This is a genomic window from Lentimicrobiaceae bacterium, assembly GCA_020636745.1.
In the GTDB taxonomy this organism is placed as follows: domain Bacteria; phylum Bacteroidota; class Bacteroidia; order Bacteroidales; family Lentimicrobiaceae; genus Lentimicrobium.
Genome location: JACJXH010000001.1, coordinates 1 through 23,192 on the forward strand (window position 1 = coordinate 1; position 23,192 = coordinate 23,192).

At 41.0% G+C, this 23,192-nt stretch carries 18 protein-coding genes; 12 read left to right on the top strand and 6 right to left on the bottom strand.

Features of this window, described 5'->3' with window-relative positions; all coding sequences use genetic code 11:
* The 4 genes from H6541_00005 to gldA form a co-directional block, all read right to left on the bottom strand.
* The coding region (locus tag H6541_00005; protein ID MCB9014155.1) for an HNH endonuclease at window positions 1-499 on the bottom strand (499 nt) is incomplete at its 3' end.
* A 588-nt stretch (window positions 500-1,087) separates the two neighbouring features.
* Window positions 1,088-2,413, bottom strand: a complete 1,326-nt coding sequence (locus H6541_00010; GenBank protein ID MCB9014156.1) for a methionine adenosyltransferase — start codon at window positions 2,411-2,413, stop codon at window positions 1,088-1,090.
* A gap of 497 nt (window positions 2,414-2,910) precedes the next feature.
* Window positions 2,911-3,366, bottom strand: a complete 456-nt coding sequence (locus tag H6541_00015) for a hypothetical protein (protein ID MCB9014157.1) — start codon at window positions 3,364-3,366, stop codon at window positions 2,911-2,913.
* Between the two features lie 481 nt (window positions 3,367-3,847).
* Entirely contained in the window at window positions 3,848-4,759 is a 912-nt protein-coding gene (gene gldA, locus H6541_00020) for a gliding motility-associated ABC transporter ATP-binding subunit GldA (GenBank protein MCB9014158.1), read from the bottom strand.
* A 124-nt stretch (window positions 4,760-4,883) separates the two neighbouring features.
* Between gldA and H6541_00025 the strand changes: the two genes are divergently transcribed.
* The 12 genes from H6541_00025 to H6541_00080 all read left to right on the top strand — a co-directional run bounded on the left by H6541_00025 (window position 4,884) and on the right by H6541_00080 (window position 20,941).
* On the top strand, window positions 4,884-5,291 hold the full coding sequence (locus H6541_00025) for a T9SS type A sorting domain-containing protein (protein MCB9014159.1): 408 nt from the start codon (window positions 4,884-4,886) through the stop codon (window positions 5,289-5,291).
* A 543-nt stretch (window positions 5,292-5,834) separates the two neighbouring features.
* On the top strand, window positions 5,835-7,100 hold the full coding sequence (locus H6541_00030) for a T9SS type A sorting domain-containing protein (GenBank protein MCB9014160.1): 1,266 nt from the start codon (window positions 5,835-5,837) through the stop codon (window positions 7,098-7,100).
* Window positions 7,101-7,130: 30 nt separating this feature from the next.
* Window positions 7,131-11,486 carry a T9SS type A sorting domain-containing protein gene (locus H6541_00035; GenBank protein MCB9014161.1) on the top strand — a complete coding sequence of 1,452 codons (4,356 nt, stop codon included), beginning with the start codon at window positions 7,131-7,133 and terminating at the stop codon, window positions 11,484-11,486.
* Between the two features lie 699 nt (window positions 11,487-12,185).
* Window positions 12,186-13,091: a T9SS type A sorting domain-containing protein gene (locus H6541_00040; GenBank protein MCB9014162.1), complete on the top strand. Its 906-nt coding sequence runs from the start codon at window positions 12,186-12,188 to the stop codon at window positions 13,089-13,091.
* Between the two features lie 51 nt (window positions 13,092-13,142).
* Window positions 13,143-14,738, top strand: a complete 1,596-nt coding sequence (locus H6541_00045; GenBank protein MCB9014163.1) for a T9SS type A sorting domain-containing protein — start codon at window positions 13,143-13,145, stop codon at window positions 14,736-14,738.
* Window positions 14,739-14,759: 21 nt separating this feature from the next.
* Window positions 14,760-15,131, top strand: coding sequence for a GxxExxY protein (locus H6541_00050; protein MCB9014164.1), 372 nt, complete (start codon window positions 14,760-14,762; stop codon window positions 15,129-15,131).
* A gap of 104 nt (window positions 15,132-15,235) precedes the next feature.
* The gene (locus H6541_00055) at window positions 15,236-15,733 is read left to right on the top strand and encodes a hypothetical protein (protein MCB9014165.1); all 498 of its coding nucleotides are present in this window, start codon (window positions 15,236-15,238) and stop codon (window positions 15,731-15,733) included.
* A 1,611-nt stretch (window positions 15,734-17,344) separates the two neighbouring features.
* Window positions 17,345-17,836 carry a hypothetical protein gene (locus H6541_00060; GenBank protein ID MCB9014166.1) on the top strand — a complete coding sequence of 164 codons (492 nt, stop codon included), beginning with the start codon at window positions 17,345-17,347 and terminating at the stop codon, window positions 17,834-17,836.
* 371 nt (window positions 17,837-18,207) lie between these two features.
* Entirely contained in the window at window positions 18,208-18,663 is a 456-nt protein-coding gene (gene rplM / locus H6541_00065; GenBank protein MCB9014167.1) for a 50S ribosomal protein L13, read from the top strand.
* A 2-nt stretch (window positions 18,664-18,665) separates the two neighbouring features.
* Window positions 18,666-19,052, top strand: a complete 387-nt coding sequence (gene rpsI / locus H6541_00070; GenBank protein MCB9014168.1) for a 30S ribosomal protein S9 — start codon at window positions 18,666-18,668, stop codon at window positions 19,050-19,052.
* Between the two features lie 122 nt (window positions 19,053-19,174).
* Window positions 19,175-20,077 carry a 30S ribosomal protein S2 gene (rpsB, locus tag H6541_00075; GenBank protein MCB9014169.1) on the top strand — a complete coding sequence of 301 codons (903 nt, stop codon included), beginning with the start codon at window positions 19,175-19,177 and terminating at the stop codon, window positions 20,075-20,077.
* A 27-nt stretch (window positions 20,078-20,104) separates the two neighbouring features.
* Window positions 20,105-20,941 (top strand): elongation factor Ts, encoded by an 837-nt coding sequence (locus H6541_00080; protein MCB9014170.1) that lies wholly within the window; start codon window positions 20,105-20,107, stop codon window positions 20,939-20,941.
* Between the two features lie 119 nt (window positions 20,942-21,060).
* Here H6541_00080 and H6541_00085 read toward each other — a convergent pair whose 3' ends face one another.
* Complete coding sequence (locus H6541_00085; GenBank protein ID MCB9014171.1) at window positions 21,061-21,510, bottom strand: GatB/YqeY domain-containing protein; 450 nt, start codon at window positions 21,508-21,510, stop codon at window positions 21,061-21,063.
* Window positions 21,511-21,517: 7 nt separating this feature from the next.
* Window positions 21,518-23,134 (bottom strand): cell division protein FtsZ, encoded by a 1,617-nt coding sequence (gene ftsZ, locus H6541_00090; GenBank protein MCB9014172.1) that lies wholly within the window; start codon window positions 23,132-23,134, stop codon window positions 21,518-21,520.
* Window positions 23,135-23,192 lie beyond the last annotated feature (58 nt).

Sequence of the window (23,192 nt, forward strand, 5' to 3'; positions counted from 1 at the left end):
ATTGCTCCCATTTGGGATTTATTTCAATCGTTTCTCCTTTAATCGAGTATATACAATCATTAGTGTATGATTGTGATAATTCAACTACAGCATTATCCTTCGTATAATTTATCCAAGGTGATAAAAAACGATAAGGGACATTTAAAATAAAAACCCGTAAAAGCCCCCGGACTTTTGGGGTGCTTAAATTGTTGAAAATCTGTTTCTTTATCTCTTCTTTCTTTGCATCAATTGGAATGTTAAGTTCTTTTTGGATTTCAATAATTTGATTGTATAGCGAATCAGATTTTCCAAAAGTTAAACGGAAATAGTGTATTGGATACCACGCTTCGGAAATCATCCCAACAATAATCTCCCAAAAAGAAATTTGGCGACGTTGCTCCTTTACTAAAATATTCAGAATAGAAACGAACCAGTAATACTTATATGTAGCGACTGTGTTATTGTAAATTTGTGCTAATAACTTTGTATCTAAGTTTTCATCTTTTGGCAGATTCATACTAATACCTGATTCAATAAAAGTTATGTTGATTTAGTTAATAGTCATCTTTTTAAGTAATTATTTGAGCTTCTCTCACTAATTTTTTTCTTATCAACCAGTGAAATGAATCACAATGCTGCTCTATAAATATTTAACCTTATTCTCTTTGCCAAAAGTTCCTGAGTTCAATTTTGCTGAACAAATGTTGTGTCAAATTATAAAGCTACTTTCACTTGACTTTCCATATGTTTTGCTTCATCTGATTTTCTCTTTTTATTTGCAAAATGCAATTCAACAAAATTTGGCTTTTTATTTGAATTTTCAGAATTTCAACAAATTTAGGCAGTTATTTGCAAATATAACAACACTTTTAAAGAAGTTTTCAACTTTAGAGCGCAAAGAAAATGTTCAATTTTGACAATTATTGTCATCTCGGTAGTTTTAATTTTTTTTGTTCTTACTTGGTGCAGCTTTGTTAATAAAATCGTAGCCTTTCTCATCCCCCAAAAAATCCAATCTTCTTCGTGAGTATAAAAAAACGCCCATGCTATGCACAGGCGTTTTTTTTTGATTTATTATGTTTGATCAACCAATATTTTACCCGGCTTAGATACCGAAAGCGGCTTTTATCTGGTCAACATAATCAAGCTTTTCCCAGCCAAACAGTTCAACGTTTTTGAAGTGGCGGGTTGTGCCGTTAATGGTTTTGTCAAAGGTGTCGCCATTTGTGTAATAAACTTCCACCTCTTCCATCCGGGCATCGCGGCCAAAATGGCCATACGAGGCAGTAGGGGTGTAAATGGGGTTTCTCAGCCCAAAACGGTTAACAATGGCATAGGGGCGCATGTCGAAAAGGCCTTTCACCAGAAGCGAAATGGCGCCATCTGTCATCACCTGGCCATTGGCCTCTTTCACATGGGCTGTGCCAAAGGTGTTTACATATAATCCTACTGGCTGGGCAATGCCAATGGCATACGCCACCTGAACCAGTACTTCATCTGCCACGCCTGCAGCCACCAGGTTTTTTGCAATATGCCGGGCAGCATATGCAGCTGAACGGTCAACCTTTGAGGGGTCTTTTCCTGAGAAAGCGCCTCCGCCATGTGCACCTTTGCCGCCATAGGTATCAACAATAATCTTGCGGCCGGTTAGTCCGGTATCGCCATGCGGGCCTCCGATAACAAATTTGCCTGTCGGATTTACGTGAAGCTTAAACTGATCGTTAAAAAGCTTCTTCACCCGTTCGGGCTGGTCGGCTACCACAAGCGGAATCAGAATGTCGCGAACATCCTGCTCAATTTTCAGGCGCATCTGTTCATCAGCTTCCTGTTCGGGAAGCGATTTGTCGGCAAAATCATCGTGTTGGGTGGAGATAACAATGGTATCAATCCTGACCGGATGGTTGTTGTCGTCATATTCAATCGTGACCTGCGATTTGGCATCGGGCCTCAGGTAGGTCATCAGTTTTCCTTCCTTGCGGATAGCGGCGAGTTTCTGCAGAAAAATGTGTGCCAGCTCAACAGGCATAGGCATCAGATTTTCCATATCGCGGGTGGCGTAGCCAAACATCATGCCCTGGTCACCGGCTCCCTGGTCTTCGGGTTTCTGGCGAACCACACCGCGGTTGATGTCGGCCGATTGCTCATGAATGGTTGATATAATGCCGCATGATTCGCCTTCAAACCGGTATTCATTTTTAGTATATCCAATATCAGCGATGGTTTTTCTCACAACCTTATGCAGGTCAACATAACCTTCGGTCATCACTTCGCCGCTACAAACGGTTAAGCCTGTTGTAACCAGTGTTTCACAGGCTACTTTTGAATTTGGGTCAAATCTTAAAAATTCGTCAAGCAATGCGTCAGATATCTGATCGGCAACCTTGTCGGGATGCCCTTCCGAAACAGATTCGGATGTAAATAAATAGGCCATTACAGCAGTATTTTAGTTATAAATACGTGAAACGGAAAGCATTTGATCAACGGCGGGAATTGCTTTAGCATTTTTTTAAATGGTTGCAATCAATCAAATTTTTCCATCGTGGTTGAAACCAACGCGGCAAAGGTAGGAATAAATTTTGGATTGCTGGTTTCTGTTTTTTTTCCTTTCCCCTTTTTCTTACCCCTTGTTTTTCAATTCATGCAGATGGTTGGTACCTGCAATTTTGCGGTGTGTAGATTACTTTATAGCGGATGATGACAGTAAAGGTGCTTTATATGTTGACGATGCCGGATTGCTATTGCGAATCAATGCGAAGGTGACAGCGCAACCGCTAAAAGTTGAGAGCACTTGACATACAAAAGATACCAGACAATATGTTTTAAAAAAAGGTCTGGATTTTAATGGCGGTGTGTTTTTACCGGATTTGAAATGATTGTTTGAAAAAAAAGTTTACACCAGGGGCTGTCAAAAAGGGTGTCCGGTGTGCTTTAAAGCTTTTTTGCTGCAATCAAATCCTTCATGATTAGTTTTGTTGTATTGAGCTCTGTTTCAAGCATGCGCCGGTTGATATCTGCCTCATGCACCTCGTTTTTGAGTTCAGAAATTTTTTTCTCATTTGCTTTAATTGTTGACTTTAAGGATTCAATCTCCTTTTGAAGCTTGTCAACTTCAAAACTTAAAGGGTTAGTTTGTATGTGGGGATTGTCAGGCCCTTTATAAGGCAGCATCCAGGCAATTTCCTGAAAAAAATTATACTTCAGCGCTTTGCAACATACAATCAGCTTGCGCACCGACATATCTTTCCGCTTCATCATGGTGGTGATGCTGCTTGGATGCCGGTTGATCTTAGCAGCAAATTTACCCGGCCTGATATCTTGCCTTTCAATTTCGCGTGCAACTATTTCAACAGGGTTGACAGGTAAGGTAGGGGGGAGTGTCTTCATATGTTTAAAGTTTTGAAGGTATGTAAAGATACATATTTTGTATAAATATCAGCGTTGCCTTAATAATATTAAAGTAGAATTGGAATAAAGTATACAATAGTTGTATAAAAAATTAGTATGCGTGGATAGAAATGAAAATAATTGTAAGTAAAACAACTGAAATTTGTGTAAAACGTATAGAAATTAAAAATAAATAAATATAAATTGGGAGAAAGTAAAGATATGATGTATTAAAAGTAAGTTGAATTTAGTGTTGCTAAATCAAGCTATCATGTAATCATATATAGGTTTAAATAAAACAAACCAGGTGTATAAACAATTCAAATAGTGTTGGTAAAAAATGTACTTATGTTTGAGCCATAGCTACTTTTGTTTTAGAAAGTGCAATTTTGCTGGTTCAAAAAACTTGCCGGTTGAATGGCAAAGGATTGATTATGATTTAAATATGCACATGCAATGGCAGAATGGCCGGAACAGGCGTTTATTTTTTGGTAAGTTGTTGAAATACATCTTCCAGACGGCTGCTTTGTTTCTGCATGGAAAGAACGGCCAGGCCATTATCAACTGCAAATCTGAAAATTTCCTGCCTCACATCCAGGTCTTTGGCCGATTCAACCAGCCAGGTATAACCTGTGATGTGTTTAACGCTCATTACGCCCTTGATTGATTTCAATACCTCAGCTTTTACATCTTTATCAAATTCAACAAGTACATGTTCGGTGCTGTCGGCATTTTTGAGCAGTTGACCGGTGCTGTTGTCGGCTACAATTTTACCGTGATTGATGATAATAGCCCGGCTGCACATGGCCTCCACTTCCTGCATGATATGAGTAGAGAGCATCACCGTTTTTTGTTTCCCTATTTCAGCAATCAGGTTGCGTATATCTACCAATTGATTGGGGTCAAGACCCGAGGTAGGCTCGTCGAGTATCAACACATCAGGATTATGTATCATGGCCTGGGCCAGTCCAACTCTTTGGCGAAAGCCTTTTGACAGTGCTCCGATTTTTTTACCTTTCTCAGGCATCAAACCCGTGACTTCCATCATCTGTTTAACCCGTTTAGCAGTGTTTTTTCCTAATTGATGAATACCGGCTACAAATTCAAGGTATTCTTTGATGTACATATCGGTATATAGGGGGTTGTTTTCAGGCAGATACCCCACTTTTTTGCGAACTTCGAGCGATTGCTCCCTGATATCGAATCCATAAACACTTGCTTCACCTGATGAAGGAGGAATAAAACAGGTGATAATTTTCATCATGGTTGATTTGCCTGCACCATTGGGGCCCAGCAATCCGACGATCTCGCCCGGCTTAATGCTGAATGTAACTTGGTCAAGTGCGAGTTGTTCGCCGTAACGCTTGCTGATATTGGAAACTGTAATGGACATGGGCAGGTTGATAAGGGATGAAATATTACCGGCACAAAGTTAACAAGAAATGTAAAGTTGAATAGGATCAAATTTCGGATTTGTAATTTATTGGAGGCCGGGTGTGCAAAATTGTATGTTGTTTATGAAGTTGCCTGCCTCGGTCACTCTGCCGGTTGAAGTTGATAAGTCTACACAAATATTTTTTCCGCAAAAGGATGATACTTTCGAACTGTTTTTTTACAATCAGCCCCCAACCGCTGCCTGCCAGATCTACAACCCGACTTTCAAAGGCAACGAATCTTCTAAACTGAGGGTTTATCCAAATCCGGCGAATAATTTTATCACTATCGCTTGGAATTATAAAGACCATGGTAATTTGGACCTTACCATATCCGATGCGAACGGCCGCACTGTTTACACTAAGCCTCTGGTGGGCCAGAACAATGAAACAATTCTGGACATTGCCGGTTTTGAAAACGGCACTTACCAGGTAAGTTTATCGAGCGGTAACAAGAGCATTGCTACTGAAACAGTAGTAATACAGAAGTAAGTTTTCTGTTACCATTATAAGAGCTGCCTTGTGAAAACTACAGGGCAGCTTTTTGTTTATTTTTATCAATACTTTTTTTGCGATTTGGGCTGGTTAGTTAAATTTGTATATGATTGCTTGAAGGCTATTCACTTAACTTTTATCATTATCAAATTAATCCGGCCTAGGCTTTAAATTGAATGCCTGATTTTTTTTAGCAGGGCCTTATCCCTGGTTTGCGCGCGTCCTCTCAGGAAAAGAAAAAACCCTAGTCTTTATTGCAAAGACTATTTATAAATACAATAAATTGCAACTTTCCCCAAATTAATAAGGATAAATCAATACACTTTCAGAATTAATTTTTCATATTTGCTCTTTACTTTAATAAATGATTTAAATTGGTAAAAACATTTTACATATTGGATAATGTTCATATCAAGTTGTCAATCATTTTGGCATATGCACGAATAGATTTTTTTTCTAATCTCGTTGTTAATTCTTAAAATGATCAATAGAATTGAATTTAACACTGGTAACTTCCTTAATATAAAAACGAAATCTGAAATGAAATATTATATACTTCTGCTGTTTGCCATCTTATTCATCACAACAACATCCAATTCCCAGGATTTCTGGGAACCAATCAACAATCCGGGAGCTCATATTTACGATATGACAGTGGATCCACAGGGCAGAATTTACCTTGCAACTTCAGATGAAAATTTTGGGGGAATATACCGAAGTGATGATAATGGAGAAACCTGGCAACATAAAAGCAATGGTATCCCTTTTTCAAATACCAGGGCAATAGCATTTTACCGTGACAGTACTTTGTTTGCTTCGCTTCCCAGTGAGTTATACAGAACCTCTGATCTTGGAGAAAACTGGCAATTGGTTTACGAACATTTTCCGGAAGCTATATCTTTTGATGTTATCAGATGTGGTTTTGACAGCATCATTCTGGCTGGAGGAGAGAAATCATGGGGAATGCTCCGTTCAGTGGATAATGGTGAAACATGGGAAAATGTACTGAATTTGTATAACGATGATTATCAAGAGCATATTACTGATATTGCTTTTGGGCCCAATGGCATAATATACGCATGTTCGAGATTTACCAATAGTTGGAGTGACGAACAACCTAAAGTTTACTCGTCAATAGACTATGGAAAAACATGGATACCTTTTCTTAATCTCACTACCCCGAGTGCTTATTATTCTTTGGATTTTGATAACAACGGAAGGCTACTTGTGGGTAGCTGGAATGGCATATACCGTTTTGATTTTGTGCTGAATTCCTGGGAATATATAGCAATCAATTCATCAGTAATGGATTTTCAGGTTGTTGCTGACAACCGGATTTTTCTGGCCTGTGATCAAAGCGCTGGATTTGGGGGTGTATTGTTATCAGAGGATGGAGGTGATACTTATCCTATTGTGCTGAATAATGGGTTGATATATAATTCTGCAGGCCAATTTGCAGCTGATGCTATTGGAAAACTACTCATGTACCCGCCGGGTTCTTCAATCATTTATAAAAGCCAGGATACAATAATTACTGCATCTCATATAATTAATGATTTAGAATTCAGAAATAAACTCTTAGTATGTTATCCTAACCCTTTTAAGAACCACATAATTTTTAAATCAACAATAAATCAATCATCAAAAGTTGAAATCCTCGATCAATCAGGATCTTGCATCTTAACTTTTGAAATGGAACCTCTACAAGAGTATTTGTTTGAAGTGGCAAATCTGCCTGCTGGTTTGTATATTGCAAAGATTGAATCCGAAAAACAATTTCAAATTTTAAAATTAATACACTACTAAAAATCATAACATTAACCTATTCTTCAACTTATGAAAACAACTAAAAGTGTTTTAAAAATTATTTTATTTGCATTTCTCTTGCATGTAACCACTAGTATTCCGGCACAAGTAAATCCTTCACCTTCCGGATATATTCCAAGCTCGCAGGAGTATTGGGATGCTGTGCCTTTAATGACCTTATCACCAATATCAGCCGCGATAAATCTGCCGGTTGAAGTTGATAATTCTACACAAATATTTTTTCCGCAAAAAGATAATACTTCCGAACTGTATTTCTATAATCAGCCACCAACTGCTGCCTGCCAGAACATTTCTTCTACATGGTACACTTTTGCTTACGAAATAAACCGTCTGAGGAATTTAAGGGCTAATACGCAGGAAACCAGATATGCGCCAAATTTTTCTTATAACCACCTTAACCATGGATATCAAGGATGGCAAGGCTATACCAGCCTTGAAAAGGTACAAAAGTTCCTCATGGAAAGCGGTGCAATGACCGATGCTGAATTTGACGGGCCTGCACAGCTAAACCCTGAAGATTCGTGGAGATGGCCTTCCGGATATGACTATTATTACAATGTAATGACCAATAAATTACAATCAGTTCATAAATTTAATATGACTGTTCAATCCGGCCCGGCAGCACTTGAAGAATCATTAAACTTAATGAAACATTACCTTTATGACCATAATGAAGGCAGCTCTGTTGGAGGAGTAATCACAATTGGAGTACTCAATGCTTCAGAAGAAGTACACTTGCCATCAGAAAGCCCACACAGTAATGATTTTGCCATTTATAGATATACATGGCATGGTGGTCATGCGATGGCAATTGTTGGATACAATGATGAAATAAAATACGATTGGGGTGGAGCTGGCACACTTAACAATGTACAACCCGATGGTCAATTCAGAAATGATATTGATAACAATAAAGACGGAGTTATTGATATGCGTGACTGGGAAATTGGAGGATTTAAAGTTGCAAATTCATATGGTCCGGATCATCAGAATCATGGATTTATCTGGGTTATGTATTGTTTTTTGCCCTACATTGAAAATGAATGGAATCTGAGAAATGAATTTTATGCCTTAACGCCTATGGAAGCAAATACTCCTGAAGTGGTGTTGAAAATTAAATTAGATTCACAGAAAAGAAATAATTTAAAGATAGGTTGCGGTTATTCTACTTTGGCTGATTCACCATCTTATACAGGCGATCCTTCTTTTTACACAGGATATTCAAATGATGGAGGGCCTTTGCTTATTCAAGGGAAGGATAAAGATGAAAATCCAATACTGGGTCCAATTGAACTATTGCTTGATTTTAACCATTTTTACAAGGATACTGATTATGGCAAGGCTTTTCTGGTGATTGATGATTCAGCTACAAGCATAAGTGAGCTTAAATCTTTTTCTTTGTTAGATTATCGCTGGAATGAAGAATTTGAGCTTGCATATGATCAGCAAAATATACAACTAGTCGCTGGCATTCAGAAATTTGGTATCGAATATGATTTAATCCCACATGAATCACCCATTACTTCAAACATTACATTTGAAGCCAATATGGTGTCCAGGTTCAAGCCAACATTGACAGGCAATTCAACCATGACAGTTGAAGATGGAGTACGAATTGATATGTATAACAGCGAAATTATAATCGAACCTGGCTCAACTTTAACTTTGGGAAATAACGTAACCATTAAAGGTAAACGCGGAGTAAACCGGATTACTATTCGTGGGAACGTACAGTTTGGCATTAATGTTAGTTTTATTGCAGAGGAAGGTGCACACCTTTTTGTTGATTTTGAAAACGAATGGCTATCGACAACAATAAATTCTGGTTTTTTTCAGAGAACAAATGTGGATGTTTCATGCCATAGCTTACAACTGGTGAATTCAACAATGTTAAACGATAATGAAACCAGGATAACAGTAAACCGGGGTTCATCATTCATTATAGATAATAGTCTACTTTCCAATTTCGGCAATACATTATGGCGTGGAATTGAAGTTTGGGGAAACACTGATGTTGCGCAAAAGCCCTTCACAAATCAGGGTATTGTTCAAGTGGTTAACGGAAGTATTATTGAAAATGCCGAATGCGGTATCCGCACCTGGAAACCAGCTTCATTGCCTGATGGCACAATAGGTGATAAGCCGGATAAGGATTATTTTGGAGGGGTTGTTTGGGCGAATGAAGCCAGTTTTATTAATAACAAGACTGCAGTTGAATTTTTGCCTTATGAATATCACAACTATAGTTATTTTGAAAACTGCACATTCAAAACCGATGCAGCATTACTGAATGGCTTACTGCCCGACTACTTTGTAAAGCTAAACGGGGTAAGCGGAATTAAAATCACCGGCAGCGATTTCATAAACAGCTATACAGGCTATACCAATATTAACCAGCGGGGAGGCGGTATATATGCCACCGATGCCGATGTGTTGGTAGATTCCTATTGCACCGGAGTAACGCAGCCCTGCCAGAACTTTAAGAGAAGTACCTTTACCGGCTTGTATCGCGGCATTTATGCCCTGGGTGTGCAGCGGCAGAGCCTTGTTGAGATTCAGCATTCTGATTTTTCAAATACGGTAAGAGGTATATACCTGAGTTCAATGGATTTTGCCGATGTAAACCTGAATTATTTTCAAGCCTGGAATGAAAATGCACTATTGAATCCGCAAGGTTATAGTCTTTATCTAGATGCCAGCACTGGTTTTACCATCGAAGAAAATCAATTTATCAATATAGCTTCTTCTCGCCGGGGTATCGGTCTGATTATTAATGAATCGGGAAGCGATAATAACCAGGTTTACAACAATTACTTCGAAAAACTGAATTATGCCACAATTGCCCAGGGTTATAACCGGGGAGGTTTAATTGGTACATCTTCAAAATCAGGTCTTTGTTATAAATGCAATGATTTTGTAAATAATGATTATGATATTAGGATTTCCCCCCGGAATACAGGATGGCCAACAGCTCAGGATGGAATTGGCAATTATCAGGGGAAGAATATACCTGGCGACCATACATCACCGGCAGGCAATACCTTTACCACTGTTGCCAACACAAAAGACATCAGCAACGCCTGCAACTGGATTGTTTATTACAAACACAGCAACGGGCCGACTTCACTGTTTCCAACTCCAGCCGACTTAACCACTGTTAGCACCGTTACCGGAACAACTTATACCAAAAGCGTTTCATGCCCATCGCATCTGAATTCAAGTACCGGGCACGAAGAGTTAAAAGCAGCGCTTGAAGCATCCACTATAGCAGCTGAAGCAACACAGGCAAGCCTTACGGCCGTGGTTGACGGTGGAAACACCCCTGAACTTCAAACAGAAGTAGTTACCAGTATTCCTGAAGAAGGACTACAACTCAGGAATCAATTACTTACCGAATCACCTTTTTTATCTGATACAGTGATAAAAACATCTATTACAAAAGAAGAGGTACTGAATAATGCGATGATTCGCGATGTACTGGTTGCAAATCCTCAGTCGGCCAAATCGGACCAAATGATAAGTATGTTGGACGATCGCAACAATCCAATGAATGATGAAATGAAGAATGAGATTCTTGCCGGGCAGATACTCGTTAGTCAGAAGGAGAATCTGGAAGCGCAGCTTACCTCCCTGAAACAGGAAGCCTTGTATTACTTTAGCGCACTTTGCCGCTCGTATGCGCAAGACACCCTGCATACCTGGCGGTCAGATACCATTGGTGTATTACTGGCAGGCGAAACTTCACTTGAATCACGTTATAAATTGGCATTCTGGCATTGGTTCAAAGGCAATCAGGTAATTGCCACTCAGGTTTTGGGTAGTATTCCTGGTGCGTTTACCCTCGATGCTTCAGGCCTGGCACAACATGAGCGCTATTCACAACTCCTCAATACGCTTATTCAACTTCAAACAGACCCTGAAGCAGTGTTGGAAGCCGGTACTGAAATCGCCAATACGTTGAATCAGTTGAGCATTCTAAGTGAAGATAAACCAGCAGCAATGTCGCGTAATCTTTTAATAGATGCCGGTTTATTAGGTTATGATGAGCCAATAAAACTGGATGACGGTTTAAAAACGATGCCGCTTTATAACCCTTCTGATAAAAACAATGGATCTTCTAAACTGAGGGTTTATCCAAATCCTGCGAATAATTTCATCACCATCGCATGGAATTATAAAGACCATGGTAATTTGGACCTTACCATATCCGATGCGAACGGCCGCACTGTTTACACTAAGCCTCTGGTGGGCCAGAACAATGAAACAATCCTGGATATTTCCGGTTTTGAAAACGGCACTTACCAGGTAAGTTTATCGAGCGGTAACAAGAACATTGCTACTGAAACAGTAGTAATACAGAAGTAAGTTTTCTGCTACCATTATAAGAGCTGCCTTGTGAAAACTACAGGGCAGCTTTTTGTTTATTTTTATCAATACTTTTTGTGCGATTTGGGCTGGTTAGTTAAATTGGCATGCTTGAAGGCTTTCACTAAAATGATAAGAATGGAATTGGTTTTCAAAATTTGAATATAAATACCGCGATTGTAATGTCCTTTTTTTCTTTGTCATTCTGATAGCATTAATAAAACTTACAAACTGGTTTAACACACTAACTGACTCTCTTGCAGGGCTAACAAACGCCTATAAAATGGATGCAAATGTTCGGGCAGTTTTGCAAACGGCCCGGATAAGCTAACAAAAGTTCGTGCTGCTATGCAGGCGCTGGTGACTCGCTAACAAATGCCCGCGTAGCTGAACAAATAGACTTAACAGGAAACAGATAAAATCGCAATATTGTTAACTTTAAAATAAGTCTTATAATTTTATCACCGCTATTATTTAAACCTTTGAATAAAGTAAATAAATTCCTTATCCATATCAAATACAAATAGCCGGTTTACCTGATAATTTAAAACCCCGTTAATCAAAATTCAAAATTTCTTTTTTATCTTTGTCGTATCAACATTGAGTTTTTTATTTTTTAGTATTGTATTATTTGCGATGTGTTATTTGTATTCGGTAATTGCATAATTGTAATGTATTATGATTTTGAAATAATTGCTGGTGAAAAACAGTTTGAACAATACCATGATTCGTGATGTAATGGTAGCCAATCCACACACGGCCAAGTCGGAGGTTATCTTAACGGGATTAGATAACCGAACGATCCCAATGCCGGATAATTTGTACAACGAGATTGTGGCAGTTGCCGATACCGTTTCAGCCAAAGAATTGCTTGAAGCAGATCTGTCTGCCAGGCTTTCTGGCAGGGATGAAGCTTTTATGTCTTTGCTTGCACTTTATCCCTCAGAGGATTATCCGGCTGATACCCTGATTGATTTAACAAATGACATTGCATTGTTGCAGGCTAAATACCTGAAATCGTTGTACCTTCTTTCAAAACAGGAAACTGAACAGGCTTACGATGCAGCAACTGATATTCCATTGCTTGTTTCCATTGATGGCAGAGAGAGCGAATGCCAGGATTTTGTATCATACCTGCAGCTTATTCTGCAATACAACGATCAAGATAGCATTCCCGCGGAGTATCTAGAACCGCTTACACTTAGTTCCAACGAGCAGGTTAAAGCCGCTGCAAGAAACACGCTCATTGAAAAAGGCTTCATTACTTACCACGAACCTTATCTTTTACCCGACGAAACAAAATCAGTCAGGGTGCGCAGAACAAATGTTAATGCTACGGCTGAGGCAACTGCCGAAGGATACCTGAAGATTTATCCGAACCCGGCCAAGGGTTTTGTAACAGTAGAATATAAATTGCCTGAAGGTGAAGTAAACGGAATGATTTCCTTTTACGACCTTAAAGGCAGCTTACAGTTCAGTAAATCTATTGAAGGCAATATGAATCAGGTTGTCTTACCTCTCAACCAGCTTAGATCCGGCAATTATTTGCTGGAACTTTCTGCCGGAAAACAAAGATTAGATTCTGTGAAGCTGACGATTAAGTAAATAGACCAGGCCGCAGCTGCATTGCAGCTGTGGCCTTTTAATTTATCTACTATGAAAAGAGTAGTCTTTTTACTGTTTATATTTCCATCTTTATTGTCCGCTCAACCCTGGCTTAAGTTTTTTATACCCGATTGGGAATATAAAGCTCTTGCAAGTTATAACCCGGATTATGATCAGGGAAGTATATTAAGTATAAATGTTGCCGATTTCACCCCACAACTTAATGGGCATAATTTGTTCTGGAAGCTGGATGATAATGGCACTCTTATGTATGAATTGTTGATCGGTAACGGCCCGGAAGAAGGTTGTCGGTTCGATTTGCCTTGCATTGCCGTTACCGGAGATATGATTCTCCCTGGCTCAGCATGGGGTACAGAACTTATTGCAGACCCCTTGCTGGTAAAACTTGATTCATGCCGTCAAAAGGTATGGTGTACAAGTCTGGTGAATAATCCTTCCCAGCCCGATTTTTTCTGGGATGCCGTAGTAACTGAAGACGGATCAATCGTTGCGCTTAGTATTCAGAATGACCCGGATAATTTGGATTCCTTTCATTTACATAAATTTACACCGGATGGCAGGCCGCTATGGCGCAAGGAATTGGCCAGTCCACAACTGCACCCGGATATCTGGGATCCGGATCCGTGGAAATTATTGCTGATGCCCGATGGAGGATTTTTGGTATCTGGTTTATGCTATTGGCCCAATCCTGGTGGTGGGTCGCAGAAGTGGATACGAATGTTTCTAGTGAAAGCAGATGCCGAAGGCAATGAGGAATGGTTTTATGTGCATGGCATCAATGATTATAAATATACACTGGGCATAACTTCAGTAATCTACAATAACCAAATCTACACCGATGGAGCATGGTATAATCCACAGAACAGCTATCCTACGCCGCATTTGTTTGTAAATGATCTGGATGGAAATCATATACACGATGCCCCGGTGGTAATCCCCGATACCCTTAACCGGTTTGCAGCAGATTATTTCCTGTTGACCAATAATTCAAACGGTCACTTTTACGGTGCTGCCGTTATGTTCCAGCCAGATAGTTATGAAGATACCCGTCCGGTGGTTTTCAAATTAGACACTTTAGGCAACGTTTTGGATAAATTTATTATTGAAACTGTGCCTCCTCAGTACTCGGGATATCCATCACTTACACACGATGGTAAAATTATTGTTGCCGGTGCCTGTGCAGGCACCAACCCCGATTACGATGATGTGTATGCCATGCGGCTGCTGCCTGAGCTTGAATTAGACAGCATTCCCTGGAGCAACCTCAACTACGATTCCCTCTGCCCTGAGCCGATTGTTTCGCATGTAATTCCGTTGGATGACTGCCTGATAGTAGTGAACAACGAGGATTATAAACCACCGGTTAAACTAATGGAATTAAAAATCACACCGGCGCCGGTACCGGCTAACTCAAACCTCAGGCTCATGTATGACAATACGCTGAGATACAGAAATATTACGGTAAAGTGCTACAATAGTATGGGCAAAGAGATTACTGCTTTTAAGGTTAACAGCGGTGTAAACGAAACTATGCTGGATGTGGCCAACTGGTCGCCGGGTTTATATCTGGCGGTGGCATTCTCGGGCAGTCAGGTGGTGGGCAGGTGTAAGTTTATTGTGGAATAATGGTTTTGTAAAACTTCACCAATGGAGATAAATGAGATCACTGAAAAAATCATAGGTTGCGCTATTGAAGTTCATAGATATCTTGGACCCGGATTGTTAGAGTCGGCGTATGAGGAATGCCTCGATTTTGAACTGAGAAGTGCAGGATTATCTACACTCCGGCAAGTTGCAGTTCCTGTAGTTTATAAGGAAATTAAGCTTGAATGTGGTTATAGGATTGACATTCTTGTGGAGAAAACAGTTGTAATTGAGTTGAAAACTGTGGATGCTTTCGCCCCCGTGCACGAAGCTCAGATATTGACCTATATGAAGTCTTCGAAAAAAGAAGTTGGGTTATTGATTAACTTCAATGTAAAACTGCTTAAAGATGGATTAAGGAGGTATAGATTGTAGGCCTCTGTGGCTTCTCTGTGGACCTCTGTGAAATATAAAGAATTACACAGAGCTACACAGAGGCAACACAGAGCAACACAGAGCTACACAGAGAAAAAAACTCCGTGAACCTCGGTGACTACTCTGTGAACCTCTGTGAAATAAAAGGAGTTACACTGAGCCACACTGAGGCAACACTGAGCTGCACAGAGAAAAAAAACTCCGTGAACCTCGGTGACTACTCTGTGGACCTCTGTGAAATAAAAGAAGTAACAATGAGCCACACTGAGGCAACACAGAGCTGCACAGAGAAAAAAAACTCCGTGAACCTCGGTGACTACTCTGTGGACCTCTGTGAAATAAAAGAAGTAACAATGAGCCACACTGAGGCAACACAGAGCTGCACAGAGAAAAAAAACTCCGTGAACCTCGGTGACTACTCTGTGGACCTCTGTGAAATAAAAGAAGATACACTGAGCTACACTGAGGCAACACAGAGCTGCACAGAGAAAAAAAACTCCGTGAACCTCGGTGACTACTCTGTGGACCTCTGTGAAATAAAAGAAGTTACACTGAGCCACACTGAGGCAACACAGAGCTGCACAGAGAAAAAAACTCCGTGAACCTCGGTGACTACTCTGTGGACCTCTGTGAAATAAAAGAAGTTACACTGAGCCACACTGAGGCAACACAGAGCTGCACAGAGAAAAAAACTCCGTGAACCTCGGTGACTACTCTGTGGACTGTGAAATAAAAAAGAAGTTACACTGAGCCACACTGAGGCAACACAGAGCTGCACAGAGAAAAAAACTCCGTGAACCTCGGTGACTACTCTGTGGACCTCTGTGAAATAAAAGGAGTTACACTGAGCCACACTGAGGCAACACAGAGCTGCACAGAGAAAAAAACTCCGTGAACCTCGGTGACTACTCTGTGGACCTCTGTGAAATAAAAGGAGTTACACTGAGCCACACTGAGGCAACACAGAGCTGCACAGAGAAAAAAACTCCGTGAACCTCGGTGACTACTCTGTGAACCTCTGTGAAATAAAAGGAGTTACACTGAGCCACACTGAGGCAACACAGACACACACAGAGAAAAAACTCCGTGAACCTCGGTGACTACTCTGTGAACCTCTGTGAAATAAAAAAAGTTACACTGAGCCACACTGAGGCAACACAGAGTTACACACAGAGAAAAAACTCCGTGAGCCTCACACACTGAGCCACACTGAGGCAACACAGAGCTGCACAGAGAAAAAAACTCCGTGAACCTCGGTGACTACTCCGTGAAACTCTGTGAAATAAAAGGAGTTACACTGAGCCACACTGAGGCAACACAGAGCTGCACAGAGAAAAAAAACTCCGTGAGCCTCCGTGACTACTCTGTGAACCTCTGTGAAATAAAAGGAGTTACACTGAGCCACACTGAGGCAACACAGAGCTGCACAGAGAAAAAAACTCCGTGAGCCTCCGTGACTACTCTGTGAACCTCTGTGAAATAAAAGAAGTTACACAGAGCCACACTGAGGAGCTGCACACAGAAAAAAACTCCGTGAGCCTCCGTGACTACTCTGTGAACCTCTGTGAAATAAAAGAAGTTACACAGAGCCACACTGAGGCAACACAGAGCTGCACAGAGAAAAAAACTCCGTGAACCTCGGTGACTACTCTGTGAACCTCTGTGAAAAAAAAGGAGTTACACTGAGGAGCACACACTGAGCAACACACTGAGGCAACACAGAGCTGCACAGAAAAAAACTCCGTGAACCTCGGTGACTACTCTGTGAACCTCTGTGAAATAAAAGGAGTTACACTGAGCCACACTGAGGCAACACAGAGCTGCACAGAGAAAAAAACTCCGTGAACCTCGGTGACTACTCTGTGGACCTCTGTGAAATAAAAGAAGTTACACTGAGCCACACTGAGGCAACACAGAGCTGCACAGAGAAAAAAACTCCGTGAACCTCGGTGACTACTCCGTGAAACTCTGTGAAAAAAAAGGAGTTACACTGAGCCACACTGAGGCAACACAGAGCTGCACAGAGAAAAAAACTCCGTGAGCCTCCGTGAATTCTCCGTGAACCTCTGTGAAATAAAAGAAGTTACACAGAGCCACACTGAGGCAACACAGAGCTGCACAGAGAAAAAAACTCCGTGAACCTTTTTAAAAATAGAAACCACAATTAATTGAATATACCGCCTTACAACAGGCGATTTATAAAAACTAAGATTATGAAGAAAGAACTTCTTGTCATTGTGCTGATTTTTATAGCATTAACTTCTTATTCACAGCAGGGTAATCCTCTTCCCATAAAGGTAGATTTCAGGCAAGGCCTGATTGTATTTACCATTCCGCCGCCGTACCATACCCAAAACATCCGGCCCATGGCCGTTCCGGGTTATGTAACTTCTATGCGCACTATGGTAATGCAACAGTATTCACCTGCGAAGGATGAAATACTCAGCGAATTGGAAGAAAGAACTTCAAATGTGCCGGGTACAACTAATAATGAAACCAGGCTTGCTTTTGCAAAAGATGTGGCCTTGTATATCTACATTTCAAATAACAATACAACAAAACTACCCGAAAAAGCCCGGCAGGCAATCGAAACCTGGAATACCGATGCTGATGCTTATGCCATTAAAACAGAAATTGGTTTAGTGAAAGATTATATTCAATTTGGTGATGAAATGACAGAAAAGGGAGAAGCAGGGCAGCCATAATAAAATTACTTTTTTGCTGGTTGCGGTTTATCCTGTTATGGCTTTTATGCATGGGCTTCGTCTTCTGCCTGATAAAGTCGTTTACCTGTCGGATACTGACCGGAGTTATCACAAAAAGAACCAGAAACAGAACCCATCAAATGGTCAGGGTTGTTTATCAACAATTTATTGTTCACAAATTTGTGAATTTAAATAAATACTCCTACCTTTGCACCCCTCTTAGGTATAAGTATGTCCGTGAACGGCCGTAACCTGAAGCGTGAAAGGCTTATAACACTAAGGGACAAAGCCGTAGGCTGCTGAATCTCATGCCCGTGAATCAGCTGCAGGGACGGTAATTTTATTGTTTTCAATAAAAAATAATTCACAAAATGAACACATTAAGTTATAAAACTTTGTCAGCAACACCAGCGACCATTCAAAAGAATTGGGTTCTGGTAGATGCAGAAGGACAAACACTTGGACGTTTGTCGAGTAAAGTTGCCAACCTTATCAGGGGGAAATACAAAACCAATTTCACTCCGAATCTTGATTGTGGCGACTATGTAATTATTATAAATGCTGAGAAGATTAAACTCACGGGCAAAAAACTGACTGAAAAGGTTTATGTTCGTCACACAGGATATCCTGGTGGACAGCGTTTTGCAACACCATGGGAGCTTTTACAGAAGCATCCTGAGCGTGTTATTGAGCATGCCGTGAGGGGAATGCTTCCTTCAAACAAGCTTGGCGACGCGCTTTACAGCAACCTTAAAGTTTATGCAGGTCCTGTGCATCCACATGAAGCACAGCAGCCTAAATTGATTAACCTTAATTCAATCAAATAATCATGGAAGTGATCAACACTCTTGGCAGAAGGAAAACTGCTGTAGCCCGTATATATCTTAAAGATGGTAATGGGACAATCACTGTGAACGGAAGGGATTACAAAGAATATTTTCCAACCGGAACACTGCAGTATGTTGTTACCCAATCTCTTGAAGTTGCCGAGTCACTTGGCAAATATGATATTAAGGTAAATCTTGATGGTGGTGGAATCACCGGTCAGGCCGAAGCACTTCGTCTGGCAATTTCCAAAGCACTTTGTGAAATCAACCCTGAGCATCGTCCTCCGCTGAAGGCTAAAGGCCTGTTGCGCAGAGACCCGCGTATGGTTGAAAGGAAAAAACCGGGACAGAAAAAAGCCCGTAAGAAATTCCAGTTCAGCAAGCGCTAATCACCTATTGTGTTTAGTATCTAAATTGCGAGGACCTCAATACCTTTATGCTGCGGCATAGTTATATCTGAGCTACCTGGCAATTGAGTTTGACAGAATGTAAACAATTAACAAAAAATTAAATGGCAAGAACAAATTTTGATGAATTACTGGATGCCGGTTCACATTTCGGGCATTTGAAACGTAAATGGAACCCCAATATGGCTCCCTATATTTTTATGGAGCGTAATGGCATTCACATTATTGACCTTTATAAAACCATCGCCAAGATTGATGAAGCTGCTTCAGCATTGAAACAGATCTCAAAATCAGGTAAAAAAGTGCTTTTTGTAGCAACCAAAAAACAAGCCAAAGAAATCGTAGCTGAGCATGTGAAAACTGTTGGCATGCCTTACGTTACTGAGCGCTGGCCTGGTGGTATGCTTACCAACTTTGCCACTATCCGCAAAGCTGTTCGCAAAATGGCTTCTATTGACAGACTGATGACCGGCCCTGGTTTTACAAATATTTCAAAACGTGAGCGTTTGCAGATTTCACGTGAGCGCGCCAAACTGGAAAAGAACCTTGGTTCAATCGCCGATTTGAGCCGTTTGCCAGCCGCTATCTTTGTAGTGGATATCAGCAAAGAGCATATTGCTATTGCTGAAGCCCGCAAACTTAACATCCCTACATTTGCTATCGTTGATACCAATTCAGATCCTACCATCGTTGATTTCCCGATTCCAGCCAATGACGATGCCTCCAAATCAATTTCGCTTATCGTAAGCAAAATGGTTCAGGCTATTGAAGAAGGTTTGATGGAACGCAAAATCGACCGCGATAAACGCGACGAAGCAGATCGTGAAGAAGGTACATCAGGTTCAAGGGTATATGATTTGGACGATGATGACGACGATGAAGTAACACCAACCGGCGAGCGCCTCCGTGGTAAACCAGCTCCTTCAGAAGAAGGTGGCGAAGGTCGTGGACGCAAACCTGTTGCCCGTAAACCTCTTGGTAAAAAACCAGGCGGACCCCGCAAATAGTATTAATCTTCAAAACTGAATTTTAAAATGGCAAATATTACTGCTGCTGACGTTAATAAACTGCGTCAGATGACCGGTGCCGGAATGATGGATTGCAAAAATGCGCTTCAGGAAAATGATGGCGATTTTGAAAAAGCAATTGATTTCCTTCGCAAAAAAGGTCAAAAATTAGCGAACAAACGTGCTGACAAAGATGCCAACGAAGGTATTGTGCTTGCCCGCACCAATGAAGCAAATGATTTTGGAGCTATCTTTATGCTTAACTGCGAAACAGATTTCGTAGCAAAAAATCAGGAGTTTGTTGATTTTACCAACCTGCTGATGACAAAGGCTATTGAAAAAATGCCAAAAACCGCAGATGAGTTTAAAGCCCTGGACCTGAATGGTCGTACCGTTGAAGAAAATATTACTGAAATGGTAGGCAAAACCGGTGAAAAAATGGAATTGGCCCACTTCGAAGTCATTTCAGCTCCACGCGTATTTGCTTATAACCATCCCGGAAACAGACTTGCTACTATCCTTGGTTTATCAAAAACCGGTATTGAAGGTATTGAGCAGGCAGGCCACGAAGTTGCCATGCAGATTGCTGCTATGGCCCCTGTTGCCGTTGATAAGGATGATGTTCCTTCTGATGTAATCGAACGCGAAATCGAAATCGGAAAAGAGCAAGCCCGTCAGGAAGGTAAACCTGAAGAAATGGTTGAGAAAATTGCTGTTGGCAAGCTGAATAAATTCTACAAGGAGAATACACTTCTCAATCAGGAATTTGTTCGCGATAACAAGCTTTCAGTACGCGAGTACCTTACTAAACTTGATAAAGAACTGACTGTAAAGTCATTCAAAAGGTTTATGCTGGGTGCATAATCAGCATACATTCAAAAGAGAAAAGGCCGGAAATTTCCGGCCTTTTCTCTTATACCTGGAATGCAAAACGGAAAAAAAAGGCTGCTCAGGCAGCCTTTTTTAGTAAGTAGCAAAAGCAATTACAGTCCGAGAAGTTCCTTTACAATCATTGAGATGGTTTTATTGTCGGCTTTGCCTGCAAGTTGTTGCGAAGCGGCTGCCATTACCTTTCCCATGTCCTTGATACCGGTAGCTCCGGTACTTTGAATGATGTCCTGAATAACGGGTTTAAGCTCTTCAGGGCTTAGTTGCGAAGGCAGGTAAACAGAAATTACCTCTGCCTGAAACTTTTCAGCTTCAGCCAAATCAGGACGATTCTGTCCCGCATAGATTTCTGCTGTTTCGCGGCGTTGTTTTACCAGTTTCTGCAACAGTTTAATCTCGTCATCTTCAGTAATATCTGAGCCGCTTTCGCTGGTTTTAAGCAGCAAAAGTGCAGATTTAACAGCCCGCAGCGCTTCAAGTTTGTCTTTTTCGCGCGCTAGCATCGCTTTTTTTATGTCGTCGTTAATTTTGTCGGTTAAGCTCATGGTTTAATCAATCTGGTTTATCGTGCAGGAATGAGTTGTTTGATCTCATTTCAACTGAATTTCCTTCAGTTTTAAAGAGGGTGTATCTGGAAACCTCGGAGCTGTCGGAGGCCGGGGTGTCGCGCAATTCAACATTACGTCTCATGTATGCGGGCTGATTCTCAAGTTCGGCAAGACCTTCAGGTGTGTTTACTTTTACACTGATTTCTCTGAACTTTTCAAGTCTGGCGTTGGCTCTTTCTTCCTGTTTTAAAGTATCATCTTCCACACTCCCGGGCTGGGGTTTGCTGGTGATAAAATCTTTTAAGAAGTCAAATCCGGGTTCGCTGTGCCTGGGTTTGTCGGGCGTTGATGTGTATTTGGGCGAAGCAACTTCACTATTTACAGTGGTTTGTCTTTCAGTAGAAGCCTGATTGATTTCGAAAGTAAAAGTTCTTTGCGGAGGTGTTTCCGAAAGGATTTCTCTTTTGGCTTCAGGTTTTATATCAGCATTCAAATCATGAATTACTGTTTCCCTGATTTCTTCTGCCGGCTTGGTAATGAGGGTAATTTCATCAACTTTAGCCGGAGCAGGCCGGGCGTGTTCTTCCGTTTTGGCAGGCTGAGTGGCCGGAGTTTCGTTGAGAGGGTAAACAATTACATCGGGTTTGCTGATGTCAGCTGCATTTTTGAGTTTAGAGTCGAACCCCGTAGCGATTAAAGTGATGCTAATCTGTTTGTCAAGTGTTTCATCCGTTCCGTTACCCCAAATGATGTCGGCTCCCGAGCCAGCTTCGTGTTGTATATAGTCAGTAATTTCCATGACTTCGTCGAGCGTAATTTCTTCGGTACCTGAAGAAATATAAAGCAGGATGTTACTGGCTCCTCTGATATTGGCATCGTCGAGCAGTGGTGAAGTCATGGCCATTTGCACGGCTTCAAGTGCTCTGTTTTCGCCTTCGGCTATTCCAGAACCCATGATGGCTTTGCCACTGTCTTTCATAACTGTTTTTACGTCTTCAAAGTCAACGTTGATATAACCGGTCACCGTAATGATTTCGGCAATACCTTTTGCTGCTACGGCAAGAATGTTATCGGCTTTGCTAAATGCTTCCGAGAGTTTCAGGTCGCCTTCCAGTTCGCGCAGTTTATCATTACAGATGATAAGCAGAGTATCTACTGATTTGCGCAGTTCATCAATACCGGCGCGTGCTTGCTGGGTTCTTTTACGTCCTTCAAAGGCGAAGGGGAGGGTTACAATACCAACGGTAAGAATGCCAAGTTCTTTGGCAAGGCTGGCAATAACAGGTGCTGCACCAGTACCGGTACCTCCACCCATTCCGGCCGTGATAAACACCATTTTGGTATTGTTTTCCAATATTTTACGAATATCGTCGATGTTTTCAGTGGCAGCGTCTTTGCCAACCGAAGGAATAGAGCCTGCGCCCAGGCCTTTGTTACCCAGTTGAATTTTTACCGGTACAGCGCTGGTGTCAAGAGCCTGACAATCAGTATTGCAAATCAGGAAGTCCACTCCACGGATTCCTTGTTTGAACATATGGGTAACCGCGTTGCTTCCGCCCCCTCCAACACCTATAACTTTTATAATTGACGATTGATTTTTCGGCAATTCGAATTTGAGCATATCTGGCATATTTTGATCTCCTAAAATTACATGATTAATGATGCTTAAGCTATTACTT

Excerpts from the sequence above, each read along its gene's own strand:
- H6541_00010 (MCB9014156.1), bottom strand. The coding sequence starts at position 2,413 with ATGGCCTATTTATTTACATCCGAATCTGTTTCGGAAGGGCATCCCGAC.
- H6541_00015 (MCB9014157.1), bottom strand. The coding sequence starts at position 3,366 with ATGAAGACACTCCCCCCTACCTTACCTGTCAACCCTGTTGAAATAGTT.
- gldA (MCB9014158.1), bottom strand. The coding sequence starts at position 4,759 with ATGTCCATTACAGTTTCCAATATCAGCAAGCGTTACGGCGAACAACTC.
- H6541_00025 (MCB9014159.1), top strand. The coding sequence starts at position 4,884 with ATGAAGTTGCCTGCCTCGGTCACTCTGCCGGTTGAAGTTGATAAGTCT.
- H6541_00030 (MCB9014160.1), top strand. The coding sequence starts at position 5,835 with ATGAAATATTATATACTTCTGCTGTTTGCCATCTTATTCATCACAACA.
- H6541_00035 (MCB9014161.1), top strand. The coding sequence starts at position 7,131 with ATGAAAACAACTAAAAGTGTTTTAAAAATTATTTTATTTGCATTTCTC.
- H6541_00045 (MCB9014163.1), top strand. The coding sequence starts at position 13,143 with ATGAAAAGAGTAGTCTTTTTACTGTTTATATTTCCATCTTTATTGTCC.
- H6541_00050 (MCB9014164.1), top strand. The coding sequence starts at position 14,760 with ATGGAGATAAATGAGATCACTGAAAAAATCATAGGTTGCGCTATTGAA.
- H6541_00060 (MCB9014166.1), top strand. The coding sequence starts at position 17,345 with ATGAAGAAAGAACTTCTTGTCATTGTGCTGATTTTTATAGCATTAACT.
- rplM (MCB9014167.1), top strand. The coding sequence starts at position 18,208 with ATGAACACATTAAGTTATAAAACTTTGTCAGCAACACCAGCGACCATT.
- rpsI (MCB9014168.1), top strand. The coding sequence starts at position 18,666 with ATGGAAGTGATCAACACTCTTGGCAGAAGGAAAACTGCTGTAGCCCGT.
- rpsB (MCB9014169.1), top strand. The coding sequence starts at position 19,175 with ATGGCAAGAACAAATTTTGATGAATTACTGGATGCCGGTTCACATTTC.
- H6541_00080 (MCB9014170.1), top strand. The coding sequence starts at position 20,105 with ATGGCAAATATTACTGCTGCTGACGTTAATAAACTGCGTCAGATGACC.
- H6541_00085 (MCB9014171.1), bottom strand. The coding sequence starts at position 21,510 with ATGAGCTTAACCGACAAAATTAACGACGACATAAAAAAAGCGATGCTA.
- ftsZ (MCB9014172.1), bottom strand. The coding sequence starts at position 23,134 with ATGCTCAAATTCGAATTGCCGAAAAATCAATCGTCAATTATAAAAGTT.